The organism is Bacillus sp. AFS059628, assembly GCF_002571225.1.
GTDB lineage: Bacteria > Bacillota > Bacilli > Bacillales > Bacillaceae_G > Bacillus_A.
In genome coordinates, this window is record NZ_NVEC01000080.1 from 42,831 (window position 1) to 69,521 (window position 26,691).

32 protein-coding genes and 1 riboswitch are annotated in these 26,691 nt (G+C 35.6%); of the genes, 4 read left to right on the forward strand and 28 right to left on the reverse strand.

What is annotated here, in order from left to right:
* Positions 1–155: 155 nt before the first annotated feature.
* The 11 genes from folE to COL05_RS24855 all read right to left on the reverse strand — a co-directional run bounded on the left by folE (position 156) and on the right by COL05_RS24855 (position 8,910).
* On the reverse strand, positions 156–725 hold the full coding sequence (folE, locus tag COL05_RS24805) for a GTP cyclohydrolase I FolE (protein ID WP_098670522.1): 570 nt from the start codon (positions 723–725) through the stop codon (positions 156–158).
* Positions 726–845: 120 nt separating this feature from the next.
* Positions 846–1,118 carry an HU family DNA-binding protein gene (locus COL05_RS24810; protein ID WP_001043860.1) on the reverse strand — a complete coding sequence of 91 codons (273 nt, stop codon included), beginning with the start codon at positions 1,116–1,118 and terminating at the stop codon, positions 846–848.
* A gap of 299 nt (positions 1,119–1,417) precedes the next feature.
* The gene (gene spoIVA, locus COL05_RS24815) at positions 1,418–2,896 is read right to left on the reverse strand and encodes a stage IV sporulation protein A (RefSeq protein ID WP_000416519.1); all 1,479 of its coding nucleotides are present in this window, start codon (positions 2,894–2,896) and stop codon (positions 1,418–1,420) included.
* Between the two features lie 243 nt (positions 2,897–3,139).
* Positions 3,140–3,853 (reverse strand): hypothetical protein, encoded by a 714-nt coding sequence (locus COL05_RS24820; protein ID WP_048527031.1) that lies wholly within the window; start codon positions 3,851–3,853, stop codon positions 3,140–3,142.
* A gap of 64 nt (positions 3,854–3,917) precedes the next feature.
* The gene (locus tag COL05_RS24825; RefSeq protein ID WP_001288997.1) at positions 3,918–4,121 is read right to left on the reverse strand and encodes a DUF2768 domain-containing protein; all 204 of its coding nucleotides are present in this window, start codon (positions 4,119–4,121) and stop codon (positions 3,918–3,920) included.
* A gap of 267 nt (positions 4,122–4,388) precedes the next feature.
* Positions 4,389–4,640: a stage VI sporulation protein F gene (locus COL05_RS24830; protein ID WP_000369753.1), complete on the reverse strand. Its 252-nt coding sequence runs from the start codon at positions 4,638–4,640 to the stop codon at positions 4,389–4,391.
* Positions 4,641–4,754: 114 nt separating this feature from the next.
* Positions 4,755–5,777, reverse strand: coding sequence for an NAD(P)H-dependent glycerol-3-phosphate dehydrogenase (locus tag COL05_RS24835; protein ID WP_098670523.1), 1,023 nt, complete (start codon positions 5,775–5,777; stop codon positions 4,755–4,757).
* An 18-nt stretch (positions 5,778–5,795) separates the two neighbouring features.
* Positions 5,796–7,106, reverse strand: a complete 1,311-nt coding sequence (gene der / locus COL05_RS24840) for a ribosome biogenesis GTPase Der (protein ID WP_001125893.1) — start codon at positions 7,104–7,106, stop codon at positions 5,796–5,798.
* Positions 7,107–7,230: 124 nt separating this feature from the next.
* On the reverse strand, positions 7,231–7,416 hold the full coding sequence (locus tag COL05_RS24845) for a capping complex subunit for YIEGIA (RefSeq protein WP_061677809.1): 186 nt from the start codon (positions 7,414–7,416) through the stop codon (positions 7,231–7,233).
* Complete coding sequence (locus COL05_RS24850; RefSeq protein WP_098670524.1) at positions 7,413–8,306, reverse strand: YIEGIA family protein; 894 nt, start codon at positions 8,304–8,306, stop codon at positions 7,413–7,415. The genes COL05_RS24845 and COL05_RS24850 overlap by 4 nt, the downstream gene beginning before the upstream one ends.
* On the reverse strand, positions 8,299–8,910 hold the full coding sequence (locus tag COL05_RS24855) for a YphA family membrane protein (RefSeq protein WP_098670525.1): 612 nt from the start codon (positions 8,908–8,910) through the stop codon (positions 8,299–8,301). The genes COL05_RS24850 and COL05_RS24855 overlap by 8 nt, the downstream gene beginning before the upstream one ends.
* A gap of 116 nt (positions 8,911–9,026) precedes the next feature.
* Between COL05_RS24855 and COL05_RS31075 the strand changes: the two genes are divergently transcribed.
* The gene (locus tag COL05_RS31075) at positions 9,027–9,161 is read left to right on the forward strand and encodes a YpzI family protein (RefSeq protein ID WP_000513900.1); all 135 of its coding nucleotides are present in this window, start codon (positions 9,027–9,029) and stop codon (positions 9,159–9,161) included.
* Between the two features lie 318 nt (positions 9,162–9,479).
* Here the strand turns inward: COL05_RS31075 and COL05_RS24865 are convergent, their stop codons facing one another.
* From COL05_RS24865 to COL05_RS31525, 4 genes are all read right to left on the reverse strand, one after another.
* The gene (locus tag COL05_RS24865; protein WP_098670526.1) at positions 9,480–10,529 is read right to left on the reverse strand and encodes a type 2 isopentenyl-diphosphate Delta-isomerase; all 1,050 of its coding nucleotides are present in this window, start codon (positions 10,527–10,529) and stop codon (positions 9,480–9,482) included.
* 12 nt (positions 10,530–10,541) lie between these two features.
* On the reverse strand, positions 10,542–11,690 hold the full coding sequence (gene rpsA, locus COL05_RS24870; protein WP_098670527.1) for a 30S ribosomal protein S1: 1,149 nt from the start codon (positions 11,688–11,690) through the stop codon (positions 10,542–10,544).
* A gap of 334 nt (positions 11,691–12,024) precedes the next feature.
* On the reverse strand, positions 12,025–12,702 hold the full coding sequence (cmk, locus tag COL05_RS24875) for a (d)CMP kinase (protein WP_098670528.1): 678 nt from the start codon (positions 12,700–12,702) through the stop codon (positions 12,025–12,027).
* Between the two features lie 128 nt (positions 12,703–12,830).
* A complete protein-coding gene (locus tag COL05_RS31525; RefSeq protein WP_098670529.1) occupies positions 12,831–13,004 on the reverse strand; it encodes a DUF5359 family protein in 174 nt (57 codons plus the stop codon).
* A 180-nt stretch (positions 13,005–13,184) separates the two neighbouring features.
* Here COL05_RS31525 and ansA point away from each other — a divergent pair, with 180 nt between their 5' ends.
* On the forward strand, positions 13,185–14,159 hold the full coding sequence (gene ansA, locus COL05_RS24885) for an asparaginase (protein ID WP_098670530.1): 975 nt from the start codon (positions 13,185–13,187) through the stop codon (positions 14,157–14,159).
* A 37-nt stretch (positions 14,160–14,196) separates the two neighbouring features.
* On the opposite strand, the gene COL05_RS24890 is transcribed toward ansA, so the two are convergent.
* From COL05_RS24890 to COL05_RS24945, 12 genes are all read right to left on the reverse strand, one after another.
* Positions 14,197–15,177: a YpdA family putative bacillithiol disulfide reductase gene (locus tag COL05_RS24890; protein WP_098670531.1), complete on the reverse strand. Its 981-nt coding sequence runs from the start codon at positions 15,175–15,177 to the stop codon at positions 14,197–14,199.
* Positions 15,178–15,286: 109 nt separating this feature from the next.
* Positions 15,287–15,817, reverse strand: a complete 531-nt coding sequence (locus tag COL05_RS24895) for a peptidoglycan recognition protein family protein (RefSeq protein WP_098670532.1) — start codon at positions 15,815–15,817, stop codon at positions 15,287–15,289.
* A gap of 79 nt (positions 15,818–15,896) precedes the next feature.
* A complete protein-coding gene (locus COL05_RS24900; RefSeq protein ID WP_098670533.1) occupies positions 15,897–16,133 on the reverse strand; it encodes a DUF3961 domain-containing protein in 237 nt (78 codons plus the stop codon).
* A gap of 130 nt (positions 16,134–16,263) precedes the next feature.
* On the reverse strand, positions 16,264–16,473 hold the full coding sequence (locus tag COL05_RS24905; protein ID WP_098670534.1) for a hypothetical protein: 210 nt from the start codon (positions 16,471–16,473) through the stop codon (positions 16,264–16,266).
* Between the two features lie 79 nt (positions 16,474–16,552).
* Positions 16,553–17,839: an NAD-specific glutamate dehydrogenase gene (gene gudB, locus COL05_RS24910; protein WP_098670535.1), complete on the reverse strand. Its 1,287-nt coding sequence runs from the start codon at positions 17,837–17,839 to the stop codon at positions 16,553–16,555.
* Positions 17,840–18,106: 267 nt separating this feature from the next.
* Positions 18,107–18,715 carry a genetic competence negative regulator gene (locus COL05_RS24915; protein WP_098670536.1) on the reverse strand — a complete coding sequence of 203 codons (609 nt, stop codon included), beginning with the start codon at positions 18,713–18,715 and terminating at the stop codon, positions 18,107–18,109.
* Positions 18,716–18,792: 77 nt separating this feature from the next.
* Positions 18,793–19,668, reverse strand: coding sequence for a MerR family transcriptional regulator (locus COL05_RS24920; protein WP_142337654.1), 876 nt, complete (start codon positions 19,666–19,668; stop codon positions 18,793–18,795).
* Positions 19,668–20,444, reverse strand: coding sequence for a metallophosphoesterase (locus tag COL05_RS24925; RefSeq protein WP_098670538.1), 777 nt, complete (start codon positions 20,442–20,444; stop codon positions 19,668–19,670). The genes COL05_RS24920 and COL05_RS24925 overlap by 1 nt, the downstream gene beginning before the upstream one ends.
* A 57-nt stretch (positions 20,445–20,501) precedes the next feature.
* The gene (locus COL05_RS24930) at positions 20,502–20,981 is read right to left on the reverse strand and encodes a LysM peptidoglycan-binding domain-containing protein (protein ID WP_098670539.1); all 480 of its coding nucleotides are present in this window, start codon (positions 20,979–20,981) and stop codon (positions 20,502–20,504) included.
* Between the two features lie 22 nt (positions 20,982–21,003).
* The gene (locus COL05_RS24935) at positions 21,004–21,567 is read right to left on the reverse strand and encodes a CPBP family intramembrane glutamic endopeptidase (protein WP_098670540.1); all 564 of its coding nucleotides are present in this window, start codon (positions 21,565–21,567) and stop codon (positions 21,004–21,006) included.
* Positions 21,567–23,096 carry a RecQ family ATP-dependent DNA helicase gene (locus COL05_RS24940; RefSeq protein WP_098670541.1) on the reverse strand — a complete coding sequence of 510 codons (1,530 nt, stop codon included), beginning with the start codon at positions 23,094–23,096 and terminating at the stop codon, positions 21,567–21,569. The genes COL05_RS24935 and COL05_RS24940 overlap by 1 nt, the downstream gene beginning before the upstream one ends.
* Positions 23,086–24,147 (reverse strand): YpbB family protein, encoded by a 1,062-nt coding sequence (locus COL05_RS24945; RefSeq protein WP_098670542.1) that lies wholly within the window; start codon positions 24,145–24,147, stop codon positions 23,086–23,088. The genes COL05_RS24940 and COL05_RS24945 overlap by 11 nt, the downstream gene beginning before the upstream one ends.
* A 295-nt stretch (positions 24,148–24,442) precedes the next feature.
* On the opposite strand from COL05_RS24945, the gene COL05_RS24950 reads away from it, so the two are divergent.
* Positions 24,443–24,691: a ferredoxin gene (locus tag COL05_RS24950; RefSeq protein WP_001151996.1), complete on the forward strand. Its 249-nt coding sequence runs from the start codon at positions 24,443–24,445 to the stop codon at positions 24,689–24,691.
* 124 nt (positions 24,692–24,815) lie between these two features.
* Here COL05_RS24950 and COL05_RS24955 read toward each other — a convergent pair whose 3' ends face one another.
* Positions 24,816–25,394 carry an ECF transporter S component gene (locus tag COL05_RS24955; protein WP_000810851.1) on the reverse strand — a complete coding sequence of 193 codons (579 nt, stop codon included), beginning with the start codon at positions 25,392–25,394 and terminating at the stop codon, positions 24,816–24,818.
* A gap of 162 nt (positions 25,395–25,556) precedes the next feature.
* Positions 25,557–25,696: riboswitch (FMN riboswitch) on the reverse strand.
* 244 nt (positions 25,697–25,940) lie between these two features.
* Between COL05_RS24955 and COL05_RS24960 the strand changes: the two genes are divergently transcribed.
* The gene (locus COL05_RS24960; protein WP_000711800.1) at positions 25,941–26,627 is read left to right on the forward strand and encodes a hypothetical protein; all 687 of its coding nucleotides are present in this window, start codon (positions 25,941–25,943) and stop codon (positions 26,625–26,627) included.
* Positions 26,628–26,691 lie beyond the last annotated feature (64 nt).

Sequence of the window (26,691 nt, forward strand, 5' to 3'; positions counted from 1 at the left end):
TCTATAACCAAAACTTGGCTACTCTTTCCAAACTTCCATCGAATGAAATAACATCTTCCATTCTTTTAAGTAATCTTTCTATTCTCACTCTGCCTTCCTAAAACTATATCATTTATTTACAAAAAAAAAAAAGAAAAGCAGTTTCCCACTTTTCTTTACTTCGTTTTAATAAAAGATAAAATTTCACTACGTGCCGCAGCATCATTTTCTAGTACACCACGTACTGCTGTTGTTACTGTTTTTGCACCCGGCTTTTTCACACCGCGCATCGTCATGCACATATGTTCTGCTTCTACTACTACCATTACACCGTGCGGCTCTAGTACTTCCATAATAGAATTCGCTACTGTTGATGTAATACGTTCTTGTAGTTGTGGACGACGTGCAATTGTATCTACAGTACGAGCTAATTTACTTAACCCTGTCACTTTTCCGCCTTGCGGAATATATGCAACGTGAGTAACTCCATAGAACGGAACTAAATGATGCTCACACATCGAATAAAACGGTATATCTTTTACTAGTACAAGCTCCTCGTGATCTTCTCCGAACACTTTATGCAAATGTTCTTTCGGATCTTCATGCATACCTGAGAACACTTCAGCGTACATTTTTGCAACACGCTTTGGTGTATCAAGTACTCCCTCACGATTTGGGTCATCCCCGATTGCCTCTAAAATAAGGCGTACTGCATGCTCAATTTGTTCTAAATTAACTTTTGCCATCCGCTAGCCCTCCCGAAAACCTAAAAGTGATACGAACACATTCTAGCATATTTATGTTTTTAAAAGCAAAAAGAAGAGTTTCCAAAAAGGAAACTCTTCTTCCCTGTTAATATGTAAGGATTATTTAACCGCATCTTTTAACGCTTTACCAGGTTTGAATGCAGGTACTTTACTTGCAGCGATTTCAATCTCCTCACCTGTTTGTGGGTTACGACCTTTACGAGCCGCACGCTCACGAACTTCGAAGTTACCGAATCCGATCAGTTGTACTTTATCACCTTGTTTTAAAGCTTCTAAGATAGAATCAAAAACAGCGTCTACTGCTTTTGTTGCGTCCTTTTTAGAAAGGGAACTTGCTTCTGCAACAGCATTGATTAAATCTGTCTTGTTCATGCCATTCACCTCCTCCCAAAGATAAGACTGTATAATGATCATAAAATGAGTCTTACTTTCATTTGTAGGCAATTTTTGCAAATTCTATACTACAAAGATGTAGATAAATCATTATCAACGCCTATATTATACGATTCTCCTTTATAATTCAATATTTTTAAGGAAATTGTTACTCTTAAAATGTGAAAATCTGATGAAACTTGACAATTTACAACAATATATTAGATAATGACTGTTTATTTTTCTATTTTATATGCAAAAATTAAAAAAATCCCTCTACGATGAGAGGGATTTTTTTCTTATAATATAATCGCAATTAATCCGCCAGATCCTTCATTAATAATTCTTTCTAGCGTTTCTTTTAATTTATATCTCGCATTTTCCGGCATTAAAGATAGTTTCGCTTGAATGCCTTCTCGAACAATAGAACTTAGCGAACGTCCAAATATATCAGAATTCCAAATTGATAATGGATCATCTTCAAAATCTTGCATTAAATAACGAACTAATTCTTCACTTTGCTTTTCAGTACCAATGATTGGCTCAAACGTAGACTCCACATCTACTTTAATCATATGAATAGATGGAGCTACAGCTTTTAATTTCACACCAAATCTTGAACCGTGACGAATAATTTCTGGTTCATCTAAGCTCATGTCAGCTAACGCAGGCGCCGCTACACCATATCCTGTTTGCTTTACCATACGCAGAGCATCCGCCACTTGATCGTATTCTATTTTCGCATGAGATAAATCGAGCATAAGCTTTAATAAATGATCTTTCCCTCGGATTTCTACCCCTACAACTTCTTTTAAAATTTGATCATATAATTCATCTGGTGCATATAAATCAATCTCCGCTACGCCTTGCCCCATATCAATACCAGCTAGGCTCGCTCGATCAATAAATTCATACTGACTAAACTGCCAAACGACACGATCCACATCACGAAGACGTTTTATATCCTTCACAGTCTCTTGAACGGCTTCTTGATAACTTTGGCGTAACCAATGCCCTTCATTTAGCACCATTACCCAGCTCGGAAGGTTTACATTCACTTCTAAAACAGGGAACTCAAATAACGCCTCTCGAAGTACATTGTACACATCTGTTTCTCTTAAACTTTCAACACTCATCGCAATGACTGGGATATCATATTCTTCAGATAAGCTTTGGCGCAATTGCTCTGTATCTGGATGATATGGCTGTACAGTGTTAATGATCATAATGAAAGGTTTTCCGACTTCTTTTAGCTCATTTACGACGCGTTCTTCTGCTTCTATATAATCTCTTCTTGGAATTTCACCAATCGTTCCATCTGTTGTAATTACAACACCAATTGTTGAATGTTCTTGAATTACTTTACGTGTTCCAATTTCTGCAGCTTCATGGAATGGAATAGGCTCTTCATACCAAGGAGTATTAATCATGCGTGGGCCATTCTCATCTTCATAGCCTTTTGCTCCTGGAACCGTATATCCGACGCAATCTACTAATCGAATATTCACTTCAAGACCTTCATCTACTTCAATAGAAACCGCTTGGTTTGGAACAAATTTCGGTTCCGTCGTCATAATTGTACGGCCAGCAGCACTTTGAGGCAGTTCATCCTGTGCCCTTTGACGGTCAGACTCATTCTCAATATTAGGGATAACTACAAGTTCCATAAATTTTTTAATGAATGTTGATTTCCCTGTTCGAACAGCTCCTACAACTCCAAAATAAATATCACCGCCTGTGCGTTCCGCAATATCTTTAAAAATATCTACCTTTTCCAAGTGATTCCCTCCCTCAATATTTTTGGGAATAATTCCACGTTTATAGTCAACTAATACCTTCTCTAACGTTGCCTATAATATCTGATATAATATAATGGTATTCTAGAAGTTCGGACAATATATCATATAATTTTGTCCAATTTCATATGACTATTAAAAAAATACCTTTTGTTTGCATCGCAAGTTGTGTAACATAAAAAACCTTTCTTCTAGAACTTATTCACTAAAAGAAAGGTTCATGACTTATGATTTTAAAAAAATTGGTTCTCCATCCTTTACCGTATACGGCAAAGAATACGCAGGTACAAACGGAGAATCTTTCGAAAGGATATTTCGAATATCTTCTCCCTCCTTAAATTGTCCTTCATTCTTTTTCAACGCTTCATATAAGTCGATTCTATAATCAACAAAAAGTTCTCCTTTTTCGTTGATTACAAACGGTAGTCCTTTACCAGAATAAGGACTTGTCACTTGCGGTACATCTTTATATCCTAGTTTTTTGAAATCTAATTCATACACACCATCTGAAATTACCTTTTTAAAAGGTGGATATTGATGTTCATCTCGATACATTCGAAGCTTTAAAGATAATTCCTGAATTTGTTCAGCCATCCTAACATCAATTAACTTTACTGTCGGGTTTGTTTCAACGTCTATTAATACGTATTGATATACTCCTCCACTTTCATATGCGTTCCCTGGCGCTTCTTGTATGTAACGCGGAGAAATTTTTTGAAAATCGATTGGATACTTTTGATAAATAGGCGTATTCATATCCCGCGTCTTAATTGGCAATATCCCACTATTTTGCTCCTTAAATGTCGCAACAGCTTTTTGAACGACCTGTAGCTGATCTTCATAAGGAACAGCATTTTGTTTCATATTTTCTTTTGGATACAGACATCCTGTTAAAAGGCTGATACAACAAAATATTAAAATAATATGGATTTTTTTCACTAGTAATCACCTTTTCATACTAATATAACTTGCTCCGTATGTAGCATTTTCGAGACCATCCCCTTTACTGCTGTACAGGTCCACTAAATACAACAAGAAAAATAACAATTCCTGACACAACCATAAGGGTGTAGGCTACCAATGCTGTAATCCCTTTCAAAATTTTATTCTTTATTTTATATCTGCTTAGCAAAATAAAACTTACTGCAAAAAACATAAAGCCAATTGCCCCTAAAGCAAACCACATTTTTATAAGCCCTTCCGACATATACACACCCCTTTTTATTAATCTATTTTTATACTATTTTAACAAATTAAAATCTTTAAACAAATACAAAAAGAACATTTTACTACAAATTGCGAATATGTAACTTTAATCAATAGGTTTTTCAGCATTTCCCACTAATCTACAAAAACATAAAAACCGAAGCGAGTGTATCTCTCGCTTCGGTTGACCAAATATGCCCAAAACAGCTCTATTCCCATACTTTCATGGCTATCATATGCAATCTACAAACTCTTTGTTTCTCATATTTTATTTTTTAAACATTTTGCTTAACGAGCCAAAATCTGCCGGCATATTATTGTTAATAATCGCTTTTACAATTTGATCCTCTTGTTCTTTCGGCACTTCACGTCCTGCCATAAGAGCCACTTGATGAATTAATTGACGAAGCACAGTCTCATCACGTAAATTCGCATTTTGTACAGATGATGCTAATTTAAAAATATCTTCTTTATTCACTTTCGCTTCTTTTTCAATGTTATTAAAAATGTTATTATCCATTCTTTTCACCCTCTCCTCAAGTTACTCTTCATCCTATGCAAAAATAAAAAAATGGTGAAAAGACCCAAAAAATAAAAAGCGACAGAAGTACAAATGTACTTCTGTCGCTTTTCTTTACAGTAAGTCAGGTATAGCTTCCACTTCGTGTTTTCGAACACGCCCCATTAATGAGCCTACTGCATCTTTTACATTATTCCCATTAAATAGCACGTCATATAAAGCTGCTGTAATCGGCATTTCAACTTCCATTTTCTCTGCTAATTCATGAGCAGCTTTCGTTGTTCTTACACCTTCTACAACCATACCCATACTTTCTAACACTTCTTCTAAAGAGTGTCCTTTTCCAAGCATATTTCCAGCACGCCAATTTCGGCTATGAACACTTGTACAAGTTACAATTAAGTCTCCCATACCAGTTAGACCAGCAAACGTTAACGGATTTCCGCCCATTTTTCTTCCTAAACGAGCAATCTCCGTTAAACCACGTGTCATTAATGCCGCTTTCGCATTATCACCTAATCCAAGTCCATCAGTTATCCCCGCAGCTAATGCGATAATATTTTTTAACGCACCACCAAGTTCAACTCCAACGATATCTGGATTTGTATATACACGGAAGTAACTATTCATAAACAAGTCTTGTACTTCCTCAGCCGCTTCCATACGCTTCGCCGCTGACGTAACCGTCGTCTCTTGACGTAAACCAACTTCTTCAGCATGACTCGGTCCAGACAGTACAACAACGTCTTTAATTAAGTCCTCTGGAATTTCTTCCTCAATCACTTCCGAAATACGTTTTGACGTACCAGGTTCAATTCCTTTACTTGCATGAATCCAAGTAGTCGGACCCGCTACATATTTCTTCATATCTTGCAGTACTTCTCTATACGCTTTCGTTGGTACTACAAGAAGTACTACATTTACATCTACTAATGCTTCTTCTAAAGAAGAGTAGGCTACGATTGTGCTTGGCAATGTAATTCCCGGAAGGTATCGACTATTCTCATGTTTTGTATTAATCTCATCCATAAGTTCAGAACGATTTCCCCAAATACGTACATCATGCCCATTGTCAGCTAATACCATCGCTAACGCTGTTCCCCAGCTACCTGCTCCAACTACTGTGATTTTTGTCATAAAATCACATCCTCTCCATTAGTCTCTTGCTCTAGCGATAATGTGAATCGGCGTTCCTACAAAGCCAAATGATTCACGTAAACGATTCTTTAAGAAACGCTCATATGAGAAGTGCAATAATTCTGGATCGTTTACAAACACAACAAATGTTGGTGGTTTTACTGCAACTTGTGTTGCATAGAAAATCTTCAGACGACTACCGTTATGTGTTGGCGTTGGATTCATCGCTACCGCATCCATAATTACATCATTTAATACATTCGTTTGAATACGGATACTATGGCTCTCATTTACTTCATCGATAACTGGAATTAACGTTTGTGTACGTTTTCTCGTTTTCGCAGATAAGAACACAATCGGTGCGTACTCTAAAAATTGGAAATGAGCACGGATATTTTCTTCAAATGCTTTCATTGTTTTCTCATCTTTTTTCACTGCGTCCCATTTGTTTACAACGATAACGACAGCTCGTCCTGAATCATGAGCGTATCCAGCGATTTTTTTATCTTGTTCAATAATTCCTTCTTCACCATCTAAAACGACTAAAACAACGTCAGAACGTTCAATCGCTCTTAATGCACGAAGTACACTATACTTTTCTGTACTTTCATACACTTTCCCTTTTTTACGCATACCAGCTGTATCGATAATTACATAGTCTTTTCCGTCTTTACTATATGGTGTATCGACAGCATCACGAGTTGTTCCTGCTACATTACTAACAATTACACGCTCTTGACCAAGAAGAGCATTTACAAGTGATGATTTCCCTACGTTCGGACGCCCAATTAAAGAGAAACGAATTGTATCTTCATCATATCCGTCTTCTTCAATCTTTGGAAAATGCTGTGCAGCTTCGTCTAACAAGTCACCTAATCCTAATCCATGTGTACCTGAAATTGGGAATGGCTCACCAAATCCTAATGCATAGAAATCATAAATGTCACTGCGCATTTCCGGATTGTCCACTTTATTTACTGCAAGTACAACTGGTTTATTTGAACGATATAATATTTTGGCAACTTCTTCATCAGCTGCTGTTACACCGTCACGACCATTTGTCATAAAAATGATAACATCTGCTTCATCAATCGCTACTTCAGCTTGTTGACGAATTTGTGTCAAAAATGGCTCGTCTCCAATATCAATTCCACCTGTATCAATAATGTTAAATTCATGATTTAACCATTCTCCAGCGCTATAAATACGATCGCGCGTTACACCTGGAATATCTTCTACGATTGAAACTCTCTCTCCAACAATTCTATTGAAAATAGTGGATTTCCCTACGTTCGGGCGGCCTACTATTGCTATTACTGGTTTCGGCATATACTTTCATCCTTTCAACTTGCTTCTGTTTATTATGTAAAAAACCCTTCTTTGTGCAAGAAGGGATTTGCATTCCAGAATATTTCTCAACGTATCAAAACACCTCACATTATAACACACGTTGCTAATGTTTCACAATAATATATACATTCTCTTGTAAGCGATGCGCAATACCGTCTAAAATTGCTTCTAAATTATTTGCAACAAATTCTAATTCCTCTGTCGATTCACAAGTAAACAAAGGGGCACCACCAGCAAATTTCTCTGGTGCTGTTGTAATAACCGCTAAAATTACACTTTCTAACATCATCCCTTATCTCCCCTTCCTTTCGGGGCTTCCGATGACATATGAACAGCACTTTCTAACGTCGGCACATTCCCTATGACACCTATCGCTTTCTCCGCATCTTGATCTTGTGGCAAGACAAAGATTCCGACCCTTCCATCCTCTAAATCACGCTTCGCTAACGGTACAAGCGCCGGGGTACCAGAATCTCTATAAATCCCTAAAGCAACAGAAACATCATGTAAAATAGCCTGTCGTTGTCCTAAGTTGGAGATTGTCACCATAGCATCAATTGTTTTCGGCTTTAAAATAAAACCCATCCCATACTTCATAATTTCCTCTTGTCTTGCTGGCAATCCAATATTCATAATGTAAATATTATCAATATATAGCCCCGCTCCTTCAAACCGAAGCGGAACATGCTCGATATCAACAAGATCATGTAACCTTCTGCCAGACATTAATTTTTTCGCAATAAAAAATGCGATGATCGCCATAATTACTCCAGCAATCCACGAACGAAACCCTATATATGCAAACGTCGTCACAAACGACGTTAACATCGCCAAATAGTTGCGACTTTCAAAAACTAATGCAATTCCTTCAATGTATGTATTCCCACGCGGTACGAGCTCATAACCATCTAATTGTTGCAATGTATTTCTTTCCATATTACGCACATCACGAAACTGTGTTGCTGCCAACGTAAGAAACGTAATAGCAGAAAAATCTTTTTTCAAAATGGACGGAATTGCAATTGCTCCTAAAGCGGCTGCAATTAATCCCATCGCAATATGAATAATTTTCCCATGGAGTCTTGTTGGATATTGCCGTGTATCCGTCCGGAGCATTAGCACTCTCGTTACTGTCCCTGCTATTACGCCGCATAAAATGGCCGGTGTATATTCAATCATGTATTACCCTCGCCTTTCTTTTACGTGTTTTTCTCTTGAACTGTTCCGTATATACTGACGCTTTTGCAATCCAAAACAAAATTGCCATGAAAAATGTAGCAACGGCGACGATATCAAAAAACGCTAAACTTCCGTAATTATAAGGGAAATGTAGTTTCCGAAAAATAAGTGTCACTAACAATTCACCCTGCAACATCCCTATATAAAGAGAACATAATCGTAATATGCGGTCCTCGTGTAATAAAACCGAAGCATACACAAGAGCGCTGCTTAGCAAAAACACCCTGTCCACCACAATCCAAATTGGATCATATACTTCTAACAAATGAAAACTTGTATATAACATTGCAATAATAAGTGCCGAAAGTAAGCTATATAATTTTTTCCAAATAGAATAAAGCGTGATTCCTACAAAAGCGATAATACAAAGCAAAAGTGCATTTACTGATACCGTGAATGAAGCAATCGTTACATGTAACGGAGAGCAAATAATAAAAATCAATATACAGGCGCTTATCTTCCACCGAATAGAGTCCTTTTTCATAAAAAAAGTTACGACAATCCACCCTATCCAAGCTATAAAATAAAAAGTACTCCCTTCCATCATTTCACCTCCTATGTTTTCCATTATGGGAACTTTTTATGAAAGTTAATCCACTTTCTTCGCGCATAGTTTTTTCATATAACAGCAACACTTTTAATAAGGAGGTGCTATTCATTATGGGTAAAGATCGTCAAGAACGAAAACTAAGAGAATCACGCCGTGTTGAATCTGACCGTGACCAATCACTACAATATCCAGGGGCTACTGGACTGGATACACCAGAGCAAGCTCGCAAGCAGAATCAGCACTAATGAATACAAAAAGACGGTTTCGATATTGTACGAAACCGTCTTTTACATATTTCTTTATATTTTATTTTTATATCGAAATAACATTTCCTATACAAACCTTTCTACGCTTTATTTTTATCCACGCCCTTTTCTTTTGACACAATTAAACCTCCTTCAATAATTCAATAGCACATTATTTACATTTTTCAGTCACAACTTTCAGAAGATACTTGTTTATATATAGGAATATTTTCATTTTTTTAGGATATCAATTTCATTCCTCGCTTTATATTACTAAAACGAATAGAAAACAAAAAAACCAACCAAACGGTTGATTTTTTATCTTCTACTATAATGCGTCGTATCAATACCACGCTGCGTTAACCAATGATATGTTTCGCCCTTTACAACAAGAGGTACAGCCTGTAACTCTTCTATCGTCTTCGAGCCGAGAGCTGTCATAATAAATTTCAAATCTGTATGCAGAAGATCAATTTCATCCACTAACTTCTCGATACCATCTTGTATTAAAATACGTAAAAAGTAACCAGCAAACGCAGTTGTATTCGCCCCTAATGCGATTGCTTTCGCTACGTCAAGCGCTGTTTGTATACCCCCAGATGCAATAAAAGAGAGGTTATTTTTTGTAGAGGTTGCTTCAATAATCGAGGTAGCTGTTTCTATGCCCCAGTTATTAAAATAAGAAAGCATTCGCTGTCTTCTTTCATTTTCAACAGCAGCAAAATTCGTACCACCTTGTCCGCCAATATCAATTGCCGTTACACCTACGCTCGCTAACTGTTGCATTGTTTCCTTACTCACCCCAAATCCAACTTCTTTCACAATGACAGGAACTTTACTATTTAAAACAATTTTCTCGATGCGCCGAAGTACACCAGTAAAGTCACGGTCTCCTTCTGGCATCGTTAACTCTTGTATGACATTTAAATGAATTTGCAATGCATTCGCTTCAATCATATCAACAGCACGCTCTGCCTGTTCGATAGTTGCCTCACTACCTAAATTAGCAAAGAAAATACCATTTGGATTTACCTTTCTGATAATCTTATAAGAAGCAGCCTCACTTTCATCTTTTAACGCCGCCATTTGCGAGCCTACAGCCATAGCAAGGTTATGATGTTTCGCTACATATGCTAATTGCTCATTAATATGTAACGTTTTCTCTCCTCCACCACCAGTCATCGCATTGATAAAAATCGGCGAACTTAGTGAAAGTTCGCCGATTTTTGTTTCACATGTTATTGTTTCATAATTTGAATTTGGCAAGCTTTGATGCACAAAATCAATATCATGAAAGCCATGCGTACGAGACTGACCAGTAGAAAGAGCGTATTCAATATGATCTAATTTACGTTTTGCCCTTACCACTTGTACCCCTCTTTATTTCTTTAATTTTTTCAGTTGCTCACCAATAATATCACTTAATTGGAAAGTAGCAGAATCAGCATTTGGTTCATACTGACTGTAATCTTCAGTTACATTATTTTCCTCAAGCGCTTCTTTTATACTTAAGGAAATACGTTTCTCTGCTACATGGACTTCAAGCACTTTCACTTTCACTTCTTGTCCCATTTCTAATACTTCATTTGGATTTTTCACGTGACGATTTGCAATTTGAGATACGTGTACAAGACCTTCAACGCCAGGTAAAACTTCTACGAATGCACCGAATGTAACAAGACGTTTTACGACCCCTTCACGAATATCTCCAGCTTTTAGTTCGCCAGCAACATTTTCCCAAGGTCCTGGTTGAGCTGCTTTAATTGATAAAGAAATACGTTGTGTATCAGCATCAACAGATAACACCTTAACCTTTACCTTTTGACCTTGCTCCAATACTTCAGAAGGTTGCTCTACACGTTCGTGTGAAATTTGCGAAATATGAACTAAACCGTCCACACCACCAACATTAACAAACGCGCCAAAATCAGTTAATCGTTGTACTGTCCCTTCAACAACGTCTCCTTCTTTTAATGAAGAAATCGCTTCTTTTTTCTTAGAATCTAGTTCTAACTCTACTACTGCTTTATGTGAAAGGATTACACGATTTTTTTCGCGGTCTAATTCAACAATTTTCACAGCTAACGTTTTACCTTTATAGTCAGTAAAATCTTCTACATAATGTACTTCTACAAGTGAAGCTGGGATAAAACCACGAACACCAAGGTCCACAACTAATCCACCATTCACAATATCTTTTACAGTAACATCAAACACATGACCAGAAGTGAATTTCTCTTGTAATTCTACCCATGCTTTTTCTGCATCAACAGCACGTTTAGATAAGACAAGATCATCTTCTTCTAATTTAATAACCTTTAATTCTAGTGTTTGATCTAATTCTACAACATCGCTTGCTTTTTCAATATGAACGTTAGCTAATTCACTAATTGGAATTACGCCATCTGTTTTGTATCCAACATTTACAAGCACTTGTTTCTCTTCAACTTTCGTTACAGAACCTGTAACAACGTCACCAACTTGTAATTCTTTTGAATCCATAACTTCTTCATTCATTTTCTCTACCATGGAAATACCTCCCTACAGAATTGACAAAGCATTTTTTTATGTATATACGAAATGAAAACAATTGTTTTCATTTGCATGTTTAAGAATTTATCATCACATACTCAGGTTTCATACATTTCACTAGAAAATATATTAAACCTATATAAATAGTATACAGCAAAATCATCTTGAAGAAAGTATGTTTTGAAATATAATAGCGAATATATTCTGAAAGTTTCATCTCTCTTTTACTAACTTCTTACAAATCCGATCATTTGTCAAGGAAAGAGACTCACAATTCACGTATCCTTTACATTTCTATAGAAACAAAAAAGAAAGAGGCTATCCCCTTTCTTTATTTTGCAAACACCCCTGAAACAATACTCATAATCTTTTGGACAACTTCCTCAATTGATAAAGAAGTTGTATCTAATTCCAATGCATCATCAGCCTTTTTGAGAGGAGAAACTTCGCGTTCTGAATCTAATTTATCACGCTGAGCGATTTCTTCTTTTAACTGCTCTAAATTAGAATCGAAACCTTTATTCATATTTTCTAAATGTCTTCTTTCGGCTCTTTCTTCAACAGAAGCAAGCATAAAGATTTTCACTTCAGCATCTGGTAACACATGTGTACCAATATCACGACCATCCATTACAACGCCGCCTTTTTCCGCTAACTCTTGTTGACGACGTACCATTTCTTCACGAACAAGGCGATGTTTTGCCACAATCGATACTCGATTCGTAACCTCTGGTGTACGAATCACTTCCGATACATCTTGTCCATTTAAAAATACAAGTTGTGTATCTTCTCCTTGTTGAAACTCAATTTTCACATTTTTTACAACTTCCATTAACTGCTGTTCATTTTCAATGTCCACTTTTTGCTCAAGGGCTGCATATGTAATCGTACGGTACATTGCACCTGTATCAATATAAACGTAAGAAAGCTTCTTCGCTACAACTTTCGCAACTGTACTTTTTCCAGCAGCTGCTGGACCATCTATAGCAATTGAAATTTGTTTATCCATTGTAACACCTCATTTTTTCACTTATAAAACAAAACGAAAAGCAGGTATTCTCCTGCTTCTTCTCATTTGCTTCACGTCATTAAATCCTCAATTATTGTAGCATAATCCTTCATAGAAGAAAATGAAAACTACCTATTCACCTGTAAGATTTCTACTTTGTTTTTTACCATAACACCTTCATAATAAACAATTTTAGATAAATATTTCACTGACGACTTATGTATAAATAACAGTTGCACAACAGAAAGACAAATGAATTGTATTATCAATATACGAATAAGAATTCTTTCCATCTTTTTCAACGTAATGGCTCCCTCCTATACTATATTTGCCCATTTCGGTTCTTGATTTTATACATCGCACATATAGCAGTTAATTTTATTGTCATTTTCGGGGCATAGTTTTATACATTTCCATTGTCGAATTTACTCAAAACATGTTATGTTCTAAATGTATTTTTTTACTTGAAAGGGGTATAAGCATTGAAAAGAATCCTAGTTTTACACACAGGTGGAACAATTGCAATGGAGGAAGACAAAGAAACTGGGGTCGTACAACCAGGTGAAAAAAATCCTCTTTTAAAATTCATTCCTGATTTAGAAGGCGATGTTGATTTAATCGTTGAAGATGTGTTCCATCTACCATCTCCTCATATGACACCGAGCGAAATGTTACAGTTACAAGTCATCATTGATGAAAGAGTAAAACAAGACAACATTCATGGCGTAGTCATTACGCATGGTACGGATACATTAGAAGAAACTGCCTATTTCTTAGATTTAACAGTACAGGCCACTCTCCCGATTGTTGTGACAGGTGCAATGCGCTCTAGCAATGAATTAGGTGCTGACGGTCTATATAACTTCTTATCGGCTGTAAAAGTCGCTAGCAGTAATGAAGCTGCTGAAAAAGGTGTGTTAGTCGTATTAAACGACGAAATTCATTGCGCTACAAATGTAACGAAAACACATACAAGTAATGTAGCAACATTCCAAAGTCCACAATACGGACCAATTGGTATGGTAACAAAACGTGGTGTTGTATTCCACCATGCTTTAGTACATCACGAAACATATTCAGTAAATAAGATTTCTAAAAATGTAGTCGTTCTAAAAGCGTACGCTGGTATGGACGATACATTGTTAGCAGCAATTGAAAATCTTCCAGTAGACGGGATTGTTATCGAAGCACTTGGACAAGGTAATTTACCTCCACGAACACTTCCTAGTCTAGAACGATTAATAAACAAAGGTATTCCTGTCGTATTAGTTTCTCGTTGTTTCAACGGCATCGTTCAAGATGTATATTCATATGAGGGTGGCGGCAAACAATTAAAAGATATGGGGATTGTATTCACATACGGTTTAAATGCTCAAAAAGCACGCATTAAATTATTAGTTGCATTAGAAAATACAAATTCTCATGAAACAATCCAAAATATGTTTATGCACGATTAAAAAAAAAGCTGTCGAAGTTTACTTCGACAGCTTCTTTTTACATTTCTCTTGTTGCAATGGTTTGTGCAATCGCATCTCCATGAAATCGACCGTTCTCAATAAATATTTCATTTGCATTATTTCCAGCAGCAATTACACCTGCAATGAAAATATTTTCAGCGTTCGTTTCCATCGTATCCTCTGCATAAATCGGACGTCCTGTTTCTTCATCTATCCGAACACCCATCTTCGTTAAGAAACTATGATCAGGATGGTAACCCGTCATCGCAAACACAAAATCATTTTGGATTGTAAATGCCTCGCCCTCAACTGTATACGTTAACGTATGTTCAGTAATTTCTTTCACATGGGCCCCGAAATTCATGTGAATTGTGCCGTTTCGTACTAATGCCTCAAACTCCGGCAAAATCCACGGCTTTATACTCGGTGAATACTCACTTCCGCGATATAGTACCGTTACACGCGCACCGGCTTTAACAAGTTCTAACGCAGCATCTACACTCGAGTTTTTCCCACCTATCACTACTACATCTCGATCAAAATAAGGATGTCCCTCTTTAAAATAGTGAGCTACTTTCTCCAATTCCTCACCTGGAACATTCATATAATTTGGGTTGTCATAATATCCAGTTGCTACAACAACATATTTTGCTATATATATTTCTTTACTTCCATCACGCTTTGTTGTTTCAACATGAAAAACTTCTCCATCTTTTTGAACGTTCTCCACTCGCTCAAAAGCATTTACACGTACAGATTTACGCTTTACTACTTCACGATAATACGCAAGCGCTTGATTTCGAACAGGCTTACGATTTTCTGTAATAAAAGCTACATCACCAATTTCTAATTTTTCACTAGAAGAGAAAAATGTTTGATGAGTTGGATAATTATAAATCGCATTTACAATGTTTCCTTTTTCAATTACTAACGGATTTATCCCTACCTTTTGCAACGAAATTGCTGCTGCTAATCCGCACGGACCGCCTCCAATTATGATAGCTGTTTCTTTCTGCATACCCGGCTCACTCCTAGTCTTTTACCAATACACTATTTATAAAAACAAGAAAAAACCTACTTACAGCAGTAGGCACCTATCTTTATTGTATTCATTTTTCATATATTTGTCATCTAAACGAAACGTACATCCGATAGACATCTGCTAAAAACTGCTGAAATTTAATACCTTGCTTCCCTAATACATTTTCAGGATCAATCTTTCTAGCTGGGTCAAGTGTTTTATGTGATACGATAGCTTTTTTCGGATTCAAGCCGAAGTTTTGACATAAATACGCATGATACCACGTAAAACGTGTATATGCTTCCCAAAAGTTAACATCGCCGCCATAACAAAGTTCAACTCCAATAGCAGCCTTATTGGCATCATAACCATATAAGTCATTATCTGTTGGCACACCATATCGAACATGATAGGCAACTTCATTTATGGGGATAATTTCTAATATTGTTTTATCATCTATAAATGTATGTGCCGAAGCTTTCGGTTGTATTTCATTAAAATAATCCCGATTCCCGATCGCATTGCTACCAGGGTTCCCCGTATCATGACTTACAATAAACCTTACTTTAGAAAGAGGAATTCCCGGTCGCGAACTTCCATACCCAATATAGTTACGCTCTATAGGAAACATCGCCATTACTACCAACTCCCACTTCAGAAGATTCCTTTACTTCTTTATATATGTATTCGGTAGCAATGTCCTTATCGCATATTTCTTACGCAAAGAGAAAATCGAAAATATTTGATGTGAATACCATAAATAACAAAATACTTACAGCAACTCCATAAAAACCGTAAAACCAAATACAATCTTCTTTCGTATCTAAACCGAAAAATTTATTTACTGATTGTAATAATGTGCCGCGCTTACTTTGTTTGTTTCTTAATACTTCCACTCTTTCTACAACATCCGCTGGCATCATAAATCTTTGGTCTACTGTCATTTTCATCATTTATCTCTCCTTAAAATCATTTCCGTTTTGTTTATCTAAGGAAAGTATAGCACGTTTGTTCGTACAGAACAAGCGTTCTTTTTATTTTTCTTTTTATTTTTCTTTTTATTTTTCTTTTTATTTTTCTTTTTTATTTTTCAGCAAACCAAGTAAGAATCGAGACTACAAAGGCGATAATCGGCCCTAATACAACCGCACCAAATATTAAAAACAGCAGTCCTTCCCCGAACACTCGAACGATACTTGTTTTCTCGACTTTCGTCGTTCTCTCGAGTTCTCCCTCTAACCTCTTAACCTTTTCTTCTAATTGTTCTACTCGTTCCACCATTTCATTTTCCATATACAACACCTCACTCTAATACTTCAACAAAAAAAACGTGATTCCCTTGAAAGGAATCACGTTTTCTCACGTTATAATATTATACCCAACCTCTGAAACGACTTGCTTCAGCCATTTTGCGAACACCGACCATGTACGCTGCTAAGCGCATGTTCACTTTACGAACTTGTGCTGTTTCGTAAATAGAATCAAATGATTTTACCATTACTTTTTCTAAACGTTGTTCTACTTCTTCTTCAGTCCAGTAGTAACCTTGGTTATTTTGTACCCACTCAAAGTAAGATACCGTTACACCACCAGCACTTGCTAATACGTCTGGAACAAGTAAAATACCGCGATCAGTTAAAATTTTAGTTGCTTCTAATGTTGTTGGGCCATTTGCAGCTTCAACAACGATTTTCGCTTTAATATTATTAGCATTTTCTTCTGTAATTTGGTTCTCAATTGCAGCTGGAACTAAAATGTCACAATCAAGTTCTAACAATTCTTTGTTTGAAATTGTATTATTAAATAATTTCGTTACTGTACCGAAGCTATCACGACGGTCTAATAAATAATCAATATCTAATCCGTTTGGATCATGCAATGCACCGTAAGCATCTGAGATTGCAATCACTTTCGCACCTGCATCATGCATAAATTTAGCTAAGAAGCTACCAGCATTACCGAATCCTTGAACAACAACGCGTGCACCTTTAATATCAATGTCGCGTTTTTTTGCAGCTTCGCGAATACAAATTGTTACACCTTTCGCCGTTGCTGTTTCACGTCCATGTGATCCACCTAATACAAGTGGTTTACCTGTAATAAATCCTGGTGAGTTAAATTCATCAATACGGCTATACTCATCCATCATCCACGCCATAATTTGAGAGTTTGTGAATACATCTGGAGCTGGAATATCTTTCGTCGGTCCTACGATTTGGCTAATTGCTCGTACATAACCGCGGCTTAATCTTTCTAACTCACGGAATGACATTTCACGTGGGTCACAGATAATTCCACCTTTACCTCCACCATATGGTAAATCAACGATACCACACTTTAAACTCATCCAGATTGAAAGTGCTTTCACTTCATTTTCTGTTACATTCGGATGGAAGCGAATTCCACCTTTCGTTGGACCAACAGCATCATTATGTTGTGCACGATATCCTGTAAATATTTTAACAGTCCCGTCATCCATACGAACTGGTATTTTCACTGTCATCATACGAACTGGTTCTTTTAATAATTCATATACTTCGTTTGGATAACCCAATTTTTCTAACGCTTCACTGATAACAATTTGTGTTGAATTCAATAGTTCAAAATGTTGTTCCCTTTGTTGTTGTGTTTTTGTTTGAGTTCCCTTTTCGGCTACCATAGTAAGTAAACCCCCTGTAATTTCACTTGTTTAGTAAACCTTCATTGCCTAGTATACACCGTTAAATTTGGAATGCAATAGAAAACGCTAACAAATATATACAAACTATTTTATATTGCAAGCGTTTTCACTATCATTATAGTCCTTTTATCGCTTTTAGAAAAGTAAAATACTTAAATATTTAAATATTTTTTATTTTACTTATACACAGCACTTTGAACTGATACATTTAAACAAAATAAAAAACAAAACCTTAGCTTTGTTTTATTAGCTAAGGTTTTGTTTTTTCACAAAGTAATTGTGTATTTGTTCAATTGCTTGAGAATCCATTAATTCTTTACCATACTCCATGAGGCGGTAAATAGTTGCTGTAGACGGATTACCATATTCCGCTAAAATAGCTATAAAATCTGCCTTCAGTAATTGAATTTGCTCTTCTTCCTCCATCCAAAGATAGAAACGCCCATCCCACGTATATAATTTTCCGCCAGTTACATCAAGGTTATATAAACGATTCGACAGGTTAATTACGTCATCTAGTGTAGCAAACTCATACAGTATATGTTCGCTCTCATCTAGAGTCACTTGCATTTCAATAAACTCGTCACGGAACTCATCATCTGTATCGACTTCTTGATGTTCTTTCGTTACAATTACGACCATTCCTTGCGCTTGTAGAGAAAATACTTCAACTGCAATCGGACCATCCGCTTCAAATCCTAATTCCTTATTTGCTTCTTGCATCATATCACGAAATAATTGCTGTACTTTCGGTGCATTTCTCCACAAATCTTCTTTCGTTAATCCTCGTTCAGATAAATCATCAAATGTTAAGAAAATTTTTATTTTATTGTAATTTAATCGTTCCAGCCTCATCTCATACCCTCCCTACGTAACCAATGAATATAATTTTTATTATATGAAATAGAAAATAGATGGTTCTTTTCGAACAACTATTCTAACATTTTTAACCAATCATCCCATTCTTCTTTCGTATCACCAATTAGTTTTTTTTGAATGTTCAACTGATCTCGAGCACTAATTTCTCCTATAAAGCAAACAGAAAAGTTCTCATTTTTTTCTTGTAACAAATTCACATTGTTCATCGCGTTCTTAAGTTCTCGTCCATCATCAAGAGAGACTACTACATATGTAGGTTGTATTTGCTCAACAGCTAACAAAATACGTTCTTCCGCTAAGCTCGACCTAATATATATCACCTCATATCCTTTTAATCGTAAATACGTTGAGAAAACAAACCCTCTCAACATATTATTTTCTAACACGACTACTTTGTGTATAGAAGAAAATGATGATGCATTATGATACACCATCCCAAGACGAGTTTGTAAAAATGATACGACATATTGGAATTGCACCATTGTAACTTCATTGTTATTTTTTAACGTTAACAATTTATTTGACACTTGAAGAACAATACTTGCTATAACTTTTTCTGTTGCATAAATACTAAAAGCCTCGTTTAACAATGCAGAAGTTGTAATTTCATCAAATTTTAACAAAGCTTGTAGCAAATCGTCCACTAAAACAACTTCTCTATCGTAATGTAGTTCTTTTTGAACATCACTCTGCAAACGATTTCCTTCTAATAATTGAACTGCTTGTCCAATCATCATGCCGGAAGAAACCTTGTCCATTAACCATTTCAAAATTTGAATATGCTCTTCTGTATATAATCGATGTCCCGCATGATTCCGCTTTGGGGCAATCATTTGATATCGTCTTTCCCATGCCCGAAGCGTACTCGGCTGAATTCCAATTATTTTCGAAACAGCTTTTATGTTATATTTTCCGTTTAGAGTTGGCATCATTTCCCTCCCTGTAACGTAATAATATGCGTTTGAGCAGGTGCTCGGAAACGAAGTGGAATCAAAGTTGTTCCATAGCCATTACTAACAAAAAGAGTCGCATTTGCATGCTTATATACGCCACCTTTTAAATGTTTTTTAGATGGGAATAATCGAATTTGTCCTCCATGTGTATGTCCACTTAACACAAGTGAAATTTGTTCTTTTCCAGACATTTTATTTATTATATCAGGGTTGTGGCTAATTAATATGCGAAACCCCTCTTCTTTACAATCAGCCAACGCTAAATCTAAACGATCACGCTTCAATCCAACATCATCTACACCAAGTAAACAAATTTTCTCTCCTAATTCAGACTCAAATACAACTCTTGTATTATCTAAAACTTTCACATGATTTTCTAATAACAACGCATCTAATTCATGGTATTCAATCTCATAATCATTATTTCCCCATACAAAGTATACAGGAGCTATCGCTCTTAACTTTTGTATATTTGCAGAGATTTGCGATAAAGGGACTCCTTTTTCCGCTAAATCACCACCTATAATTACAAGATCTACTTTTCCTTTTACTTGTTCAATTAACGAATTTGAAATGAGCCTTCTATGAATATCAGATATAAAAAATACATTTACCTTTTGAAAACTTTCCGGAAACTCTTCAAATACTAAAGTATGTTCCAACACAGTATCACGCATTGCTTCTCTATACATGACAAGAAGAAATATAATACCAATAAATATGAGAGTACTTAATAAGATAATCCATATCATATATTTTTACTCCCCTCCTCATAAAGATAATCCTCAGTTTTTATAGTAATTGTTTTACTAACTCTCTTGTTTTGTGGACTTACCTTTTATCGGAATTTTTAATTCTTGCCCTACATTCACTTCATCTTTTTGTAAATCATTATACTTTTTAATTACTTCGATCCCAGTTTCATCTGAAAAATATTGCTTCGCTATACTTTCTAAAGTTTCTCCCTCTTTCACCGTATGCGTTACGACTTTCTCAGACGATGCTTCAGACTCAGATTTAGCTGAATCAAAGAAAATAACCTCAAATGCACTTTTCCCAGCGTTATTCCCATCACTTTTCCCCTGAATATATTTATCTGTATACCATAAAATACTAATTGGTAGTAATATGAATAGAAATGTTAAAACTCGGACGAAAATATGGTTCATTTTAAACTTTTGTTTTTTCTCTTTATTTCTATGAATTTCACTACGCGGCGGTAAACCTTCTTTTTCTTTCACTCGCTCAACTTCTAATTCCTCTTCAAAATCAGGAATTCGTTTCCTCATGTTGTTCACCACCACCTTCCATTTATTTTCTTAATTGGAGTCCCATTATAAAATCTACAAGAAAGTGTGCAAAGATTGTTATAAACAAATTCCCTGTCCATTCAAATACATAACCAAAGACAAAACTAATGAAACAGACGAAACAAAACAAAAATGGCTTTTTTATATATCGAATATGTAATACTGCAAATACGAAACTCGCTATTACAATTCCAAAGTGCGTCTGTACTACACCTCTAAATAAAAATTCTTCTGCAAAGCCGATAATGAATGTAATAACGAGTAAATGCATAACTGACATTCCTTGAAACATCCTATCGTTAATACCACCATCATCAAACCAAGACTCTGGAAATACTCGCATTGCAACATAATCTAATAAGACAATACCAATCGCTAACAAGCCACCTATTATAAGTATAGACATCGGTTCCCATTTCCACAGACTATACACCGATTTTATATCTCGGAATAATATATATGCTAGTAAACAACCGATACCAATAATAATGAACTGTGTGATATACAGATTTAGCCGTATTTCTTTCGGACTCATATCTTCAATATTATGCCTTTGAATGTTCATCATTCCCCCATCTTTTCTAGACCGAAAAGCTTTTGTAACTCTGTTTCCCAATTATAGTCGAAATCCGATTGTTGCGCTTGTCTTTTTTTATAATCTGTTTTTGTAATATGACAATAGTCACAGCAATTTTTCAACTCGTCCTCTTTTCTATAACCGAACTGTTGCAACAAATATTCACGTCTACATCCTTTCACTTGTATCCAGGATTTCATGTTTTCTAGCTCACTATATTTATTACGTAGCCTTATTTCTACTTCAGCTATTAATCTGTTCATAATTTCATCTGACAAGCTCTCTAACATTAATTTTCGCTGTTGTATAATTCCAAGCCGCTCTAAATGATAGCGGATGAAACGCCAATATTGTTCATTAAATCTTGCTGCATTATAACAAATTTCTTCTACCTCTTCTATTGGTAATTCTTTCGTTTGAAACATTCTTTCTTGTAGTAAAGAGAATAAAAATTGTATTTGTGACTGACTTGGCAATTCATCTTCAATGATTGAAATTGGTAAATCGTGATCTAATGGACTACATAGTAAGATAGCTATACTCGGTTCACCATCTCTTCCAGCTCTTCCGATTTCTTGTAAATAAGAAGCTATATTAGTTGGGTAATGGAAATGAATAATATATCTCGTGTTCGACTTATTAACTCCCATACCAAAAGCACTTGTACATATTACAAGCTGCAACTGGTCATTCATAAATTGCTGTTGAATTAACATACGCTCTTCATGTTCCATACCACCATGATAGAAAGCAACACCAGTAACGCCTTTTCCTCTTAAATATTCCGTTAAACGTTCTGTCCACGCTCTGCTTGAACAATATACAATCCCTGGCCCTTGCAAATACATAACCTGGTCCAAAAGCGCTTCTTTCTTCTCTTCTATCGTCTCCACAAATTGTACTTCCATTGCAATGTTTGGACGATCAATAGAGTATACATGCTGCGTCACATTCTTCAAATCTAGACTTTCTGCTATATCCTGGAGCACATCTTTCGTCGCTGTAGCCGTTAATGCTAGCACCGTAGGAGACCCGATATTCTCAATGACTACATTTAGTTTTTTATAATCTGGCCTAAAATCATAACCCCATTGCGAAATACAATGGGCCTCATCGACAACAAATAATGAAATATGAACTTTCTTCAATTCTCTTATTAACAATTCCGACTGTAACATCTCTGGCGAAACAAAAATAAATTTATATGAAGCTAATTTTTTCATCGCTTCTCTTTTTTCATGTAATGTCCGAAAACTATTAAATGCTATCACTCGGTTTTTCACAACATATTTTAATTGTGTAACTTGATCTTCCATCAAAGATAATAATGGCGATACTACAAGTACTGTTCCTTCTTGCATTAACCCTGGAAGTTGATAACACATAGACTTCCCTCTTCCGGTCGGAAGCATTGCTATAACATCTTTTCCTTCTAATAAATCTGTAATTACTCCTTTTTGACCTGGACGAAATTCAGAATATCCAAACCACCTATATAAATATTCCTCAAGTTTCATTTATACCCTCCATCCGCGCCAATACAAGACGAACTTCAAAATAAGAGATATCCTCTCCAACCGCTTGTTTCAACTCACGCAACTTACGTGTTTGTAATGTATCAATTACTCTTGTTACTTTATCTATTTTGTCTTTTTCCATAAACATCTCGATAGAAAAGTCTCTCTCTCGCAAAGCAATTTCAACAAAATGATCTTCTATCGTTGCAACCTTTAAATTTCTAATTGTAGCTATTTCTTCTAAAGAGCGCCCTTGCCTCCAAAAATTATATGTTTTTTTCGTTGATAAACTAAATAATTCAGCTCTCTCATTTGGATAAGAAATAATCTCAGCTAATAATGGAAATTCATTTTCTTTATCTCGAACTTCTTGTATAAGGAAATGAATTGTACCCCAAAATAAAAAGTACACCCTGAATATATCTTGTTTCGTAATTTCCGCTAACTGCTGTAATGTACAACCGATACGTTCATATCCTGTTAATCTATATGTTACAATCGTCGCTTCTACCACATCACATTTCCCTAAAAGATTATGTATTTCTTCCCATAATCTTTTCGCTAATTCACTTCGCCTATACGGCATACCTGTTAAAAAGCGTTTCACCCACACCATTATTTCTGTATCTTGTTGAATAGGAATAAACTTCGTATTATTCTGTTGTAAATTAGATATAGTTTGAATAATTAAAGATAATCTTTTCCAAAACGTTTCACCTAATTCACCATAGTGCAAACCATGTAAATGCGCTGGAAAAGGATACACTTCCGCCCATGTATGTAACTGCCTTTTACCTTTAGGTGTTAACCAATATGTATTTTCATGTATTTCTTGAATCAAATCTGCTTGCAATAACTTTGCAACTTCACGGTCATACTCAGCTCTATTTAACGATTTATATATTCCAAACAAAAAAGAAATTCGAAACATATTTCCATCTTGTAACGTTTGCGAAGAACGTTTTCCCTTTAATAAATAATAAATAGAAGAAACGGTCCTTTCACCATTCAATTGTTTTAAACAATACAATAAAGTATATTGTAGTTGCATTACCGCTTCCACCCTTCAATCTAACTTAAATGCTTTTTGATACAATACCATCTACCCTTATTCATAAAACTTATCATATTGGTACTATATACTTGTATATATTCTATTGTACCAAACGAAATAACATTTACGTATTTTGAAATTCTTATGACATAATGTAAAAATTAGTTGACACTCTAATTGATAAGCATTATCATTATAATTTTATGTTGAAAAGTTTTAAAAACCGTTTTACAATAAGGTTATAATTTTTATGGCGAGCTTTTCACATACATATTATCAGGAGGGAAAAAAGATGGCAAAATATACAATCGTTGATAAAGATACTTGTATCGCATGTGGTGCTTGTGGCGCTGCTGCACCAGACATTTATGACTATGATGATGAAGGTATTGCATTCGTAACATTAGATGATAACCAAGGTATCGTTGAAATTCCAGATGTATTACTTGAAGATATGATGGATGCATTCGAAGGTTGTCCAACTGACTCAATCAAAGTTGCTGACGAATCATTCGACGGCGATGCTTTAAAATTCGAATAGTCTTTTATTAACTTCAAAAAATACCCCTCAAATGAATGAGGGGTATTTTTTGTTTTCTATTTTCATTCTCCTTAATAAAAAAACCATTAGTAGTTCCATACTACTAATGGTTTTATTTTACATTTTATGCGTTTTTCATTTTTGCAAACACCCATACTTTCAGGCGTGAGAATAACGCTACAAATACAATTGTCACAACAATTCCTTTAATCAAATTAAATGGTAAAATCGCTGTTACAACCGTTGTTCTTATAGCCTCGCTAGACATAGCTGGTGAATTTAAAAACCAAGTGTAAGCTGGGAATATGATGATGTAATTTAATACACTCATAATGAGTGCCATTGTAATTGTCCCTAGCATTAATCCTGTCGTTAAACTTTTAACAGTACGATACTTTCTAAATAAGAAAGCTGCTGGTCCAATAAATAAACATCCTGCAATAAAGTTAGCAATTTCTCCAACTGGTACTCCCGTTAAACTTCCTTGAATCCCGTAATGTAAAATGTTCTTTATCGCCTCTACAATTATCCCTGCAACTGGCCCGAAAATAATCGCAGCAATTAGAGCTGGTACATCACTAAAATCAATTTTTAAAAATGGCGGAAGCCCTGGGAATGGGAAATCCAACATCATCAGTAAATATGCAATACTACTTAGCATCGCTACACTCACCATCTGCACTACACTGTTTTTTTGTTTCATCTTTCTCTCTCCTTTTCCATCGATCATCTCATGGAAAGTGGAAAGGTTCTGCTATGCCTACTTTTTCATAGAACGAAAAAACCCTTTGTGTTTTACACAAAGGGAGAATTTAAGGCACATCAAACAGACGTTCAAATCCATATCTTTTTTGAACGCTTGAACCTCCATCTTCTCCCATCCAGACTATACTGTCGGCTTTGGAATCACACCAAATCCTGCCTTAACGGCTCGCGGGCTTAGAACAAAATCACATATAGTTCATCACCGCCGGTCGGGATTTTCACCCTGCCCCGAAGATAGACCGATATTCTATTTTCCATTTCATTATACAACAACATGATCGTATTGTGAACAAAAAAATCGTAACTTATTAAAAATAAGTTATTGATTTTATATAACCAATCCATTCATTATATTTTACAATACACTCCAGATTTTTTAGTATTCGGCATTTCTCCTATGAATCCCCTAGTCATATATAATTAAAAGTGATAAGATGTTGAATTGTTAAGATAAGAACATTTTCTGGATTATGGAGGAAATGTCATGAAGAAAGAAAAGAGACACTCTATTCGAGAAGCAATGAAAAAAAACTTAAGAAAAGAATACTTTTACTTAAAAAAAGAATTACTTTTCTATTGTCCAATTGATTTAGGCACATTCTCAAGCGAGACATACTATGCTGCTTTCGATGAAGATGGCATCAGTATTTATCAGTATGATAAAAAAACAGAAAGTAAATTAAAATTATGTGAGCGTCATCCGTGGAAGAGTTGGAATAAAGTGAAGGTGGATCATTATTTAACAACTTCTCAATTTATTTTCCAAGGGGAGCGAAACTGGATATTATCCCTTTTCCAAAAAGGAAAAGAAGCTCAAAAAATAATCGAAGAGCATACATCTTTACAAACTGAAGTTGTTTCTCGCTCTTTCTTAAAAAAACTTCCAGGTTTTCGTTCTAATGCACCATTGAATAAATACATCGGCAGCATTTGCTACACTGCACTTATTGCATTTTTATTAAAGTGGATGATTCCATTTCAAGCACCACAAATCGCCTTGTACTCCATTTCAATTGGTTGTATGCTTCTTGGTTTACTTTGTTTGACAATCGGTTTAATTGAACCGACCATTGTACTGTTTCGAACAAACGAAAAAACAAGAACGAAAGTATTTTACTTATATAGCTACTTAGCTATTTCTGGATTTATATGTGTCTTTATTTTTTGGTAAAAAAAGAGCTAGTTGTTGATGAACTGCACCCCAATTGGTAGACACAGTCTAACAATTGGGGGTG